4 protein-coding genes are annotated in these 3215 nt (G+C 59.9%); all 4 read left to right on the top strand.

What is annotated here, in order from left to right; all coding sequences use genetic code 11:
• A partial coding sequence (locus AUR66_RS18925) for a chemotaxis protein CheA (protein WP_197409882.1) occupies positions 1-848 on the top strand: 848 nt, incomplete at its 5' end.
• A complete protein-coding gene (locus AUR66_RS18920) occupies positions 848-1690 on the top strand; it encodes a CheR family methyltransferase (protein WP_058573663.1) in 843 nt (280 codons plus the stop codon). The genes AUR66_RS18925 and AUR66_RS18920, both read left to right, overlap by 1 nt.
• A 3-nt stretch (positions 1691-1693) precedes the next feature.
• On the top strand, positions 1694-2560 hold the full coding sequence (locus AUR66_RS18915) for a CheF family chemotaxis protein (protein ID WP_058573662.1): 867 nt from the start codon (positions 1694-1696) through the stop codon (positions 2558-2560).
• Between the two features lie 69 nt (positions 2561-2629).
• The gene (locus AUR66_RS18910; protein ID WP_058573661.1) at positions 2630-3172 is read left to right on the top strand and encodes a dihydrofolate reductase family protein; all 543 of its coding nucleotides are present in this window, start codon (positions 2630-2632) and stop codon (positions 3170-3172) included.
• Positions 3173-3215 lie beyond the last annotated feature (43 nt).

Raw genomic sequence — 3215 nt, 5'->3', positions numbered from 1 at the left:
ACGGTATCGAAGAACCGGACGTGCGCGAGGCGAACGGCAAGCCACGGACGGGGACCATCAGACTCTCGGCCCAGCGGCAACACGACACGGTCATCGTGACCGTCGAAGACGACGGGAGCGGTATCGACGCAGACGCCGTCCGCGACAAAGTCGTCGCCGAGGGTGTCGAGACGCGCGAAGAGATGAACGCGATGCCCGACTCGGAAGTGTACGACTACATCTTCCACCCCGGTCTCTCGACCAACGACGAGATTACCGACGTCTCGGGTCGCGGTGTCGGGATGGACGTGGTGAAGACCACCGTCGAGTCACTCGACGGGTCCGTCTCCGTCGAGAGCGAACCCGGACAGGGAAGTACGGTCAACATCCGTCTGCCGGTCTCCGTCGCGATTATCAAAGTCCTCTTCGTGCAAGTCGACGACCGAGAGTTCGGCGTCCCTATCAAGTACATCGACGAGATAAGCCGCCGCGACCGGGTTCAAACGGTCAACGGCGCAGAGGTCATCGTCCACGAAGATACCATCTTCCCGTTGATTCGCCTCCGGGACGCGCTGGAAATCGACACGCCCGAACTCGACCACGGGATGGTCGTCCGCATCCGACCCGACGACAGACAGGTCGCGCTTCACTGTGACGGCGTGACGAAACAAGAGGAAGTCGTCGTGACGCCACTGCAAGGCCCACTCTCGGGTGTCGGTGGCCTCTCCGGAACCGCGGTCATCGGTGACGGGAACGTCATCCCGATTCTCGACGTGTCGACGCTCGAGCTCCCCGACGACGGGAAGCAAGCGATGCGCGAGTTCGACCCAAGTGAACTCCCCGAAACGGCCGAGGAGGCAGCAGACTGATGCCGTCGTCGAACACCGACGACCCGGCATTCGGCCGACTCCTCGAGTACGTCGAAGACTCACTCCAGTTCCAGACGAGTTCGTACAACGACGCGTACCTCGACCGGCGTGTCTCTGCACGGATGCGGCGACGACGTGTCGACGACTACGAGACGTATCAGGAGATGCTCCAAGAGGACGAAGAAGAACAGCAAGCGCTCCTCGACGCCCTCTCTGTCAACGTGACGAGTTTCTTCCGGAACCCGGACGTGTGGGAAGCACTGCGCGAGGTACTCCGAGACCTGAGTTCGAAAGGGAGCAGACGCGACCCAATCAAGGTGTGGAGTGCGGCCTGTTCGGACGGACGAGAGGCGTACTCGCTCGCGATGCTCGCCCACGACGACGACCAGGTCGACGAACGCCGTATCGAAATCGTCGGCACGGACATCAAGCGCGAAATTCTTCGTGCCGCCCGAAAAGCCGAGTACCGCGCGTCGGAGACGAACGACGTCGCCGAGCAACTCGACCCAATCGGTGACTGGGAACGCTACGTGGACAAGGATGACGACATCTTCCGCGTCAAGGACAAGATAACGGACATGGTCCGGTTCAACCGCCGCGACCTGATTCGCGAGGACCCGCCAGGGACGTTCGACCTCGTGGTCTGTCGAAACCTATTCATCTACATCAACGCCGAATCGAAGCGAGCGGTGTTCGAGACACTCGGGTCCGCGCTCGAACCCGAAGGCTACCTCACAATTGGGATGACTGAGACGATTCCGCCACGTGTCCGAAGACAGTTCGACCCCGTCGAGAAACGACTCCGTATCTACCGCGCGACGGACGCCACGGTCCAGAGGTAAGTAATGAAACCCGGTGAACACAAACTTGGAGACACTCGCGGCCGCTTCCTCCAGGTTGTCAAGAACGGCCGGGAGATACACGACGTCGATTGGACGAGTGGGCGAATTCTGCTGTCGAACAGACGACTCGTCCTCGCTGGGACGGCAGGAAAGCGGACGATAGAGTTGAATGCAATCGAGAAACTCGGCGGGCGGTTCGACGTCAATCAGCGAATCGCGACGGTCTCTGATTACTTCAGCATCCACATCCCGTCTGGCGTCGTCCTCCTCGCACCGGTCGACTACGACGAGTTCGAAATCGACTTCTTCGGTGCGTTGCTCAACTCGAAGCAGTTCCTCGCCCGACACCCGGCAGTCGCCGGCGGTGTCGTCCAGAACACCGAGTGGGAGAAGGCCCGACTGAAGGTCGAAGAAGAAGCCGTGAGTATGGCGACTGTCGGCGGAAAGTTCGTCGAGATTCGCCTCGACGACATCGGCGCAATCAAGACTGGTGAACGAAAGGTCGTCGACGACGTTCGGAGTCTCATCGAAGTCGAACACTCCGACGACGAAGGGACGAGTCTCCAGACGTACATCTCCGGGCCGGACAGGGCGATTACGTTCCTCTACTCGCTCCTGCGCGAAGGTGAGGAACTCTCAGAGACCTCTATCGAGTTGAGTGAGACGGACAAACAGGTCCTCACTGCACTCTACTCCGGAGTCGCGCCCTTCGACATTCCCGACTTCCTCGGCCTCGACGTCGACCAGGTCGAAGAACTCTTCGAACGCCTCATCGACCACAACGTCGTCGAAGAAGTCCGTATCCGCCACGAAGTGCAACTCAACGCTCGTGGCCGTAACATCGCTTCAGAAGCCATCAACGAGCAGTAACCTTCGGAGGAGTTCAACAACCTCACCTCGTGACGGGCGTTATTAGCACATACAGGTGCAACGGCTGGTATGAGTGCCGGTCAAGTCACCCTCTACGTTGCGTCGAGTGTCGATGGTTACATCGCCGACGACCAGGGAGGAGTCGAGTGGCTCGACGAGTTCGGACAGGAGACGGGCGACGAAGGTATCGCTGACGACTACGAGGAGTTCTTCGACAGTATCGACTGTCTCGTTATGGGTGCAACGACCTACGAACAGGTACTCTCCTTCGGCGAGTGGCCGTACGGGGACAGACCGACGTACGTGTTCACCCATCGGGAACTGTCGCGGGCGACAGACGCAGTCGAGTTCGTCGCGGGGGACATCGATTCGTTGGCTACCGAACTCGAAGAGACGTACGAGCACATCTGGTTGGTCGGCGGTGCACAACTCGCCCGTGAGTTCTTGCGCACAGGCCACGTCGACGACCTCCGGCTTTCGCTCATCCCCGTCCTACTCGGGAGTGGAATTCAACTCTTTAGCACGAACGACGAACCACGAAGGTTACAGCATCTCGTGACGAGGGCATACCGCTCGGGAATCGTCGAACTCCACTACGAAGTCGACGGGTGAGAGACACGGTCACGACGAGCAAGGCGGACCATCTCGCTCAGAC

Origin of the sequence: Haloferax profundi, assembly GCF_001469865.1 — an archaeon.
GTDB classification, from domain to species: Archaea; Halobacteriota; Halobacteria; order Halobacteriales; family Haloferacaceae; genus Haloferax; species Haloferax profundi.
Note: the sequence above shows the minus strand (reverse complement) of the source record. Positions and strands in the feature narration are given on the sequence as shown.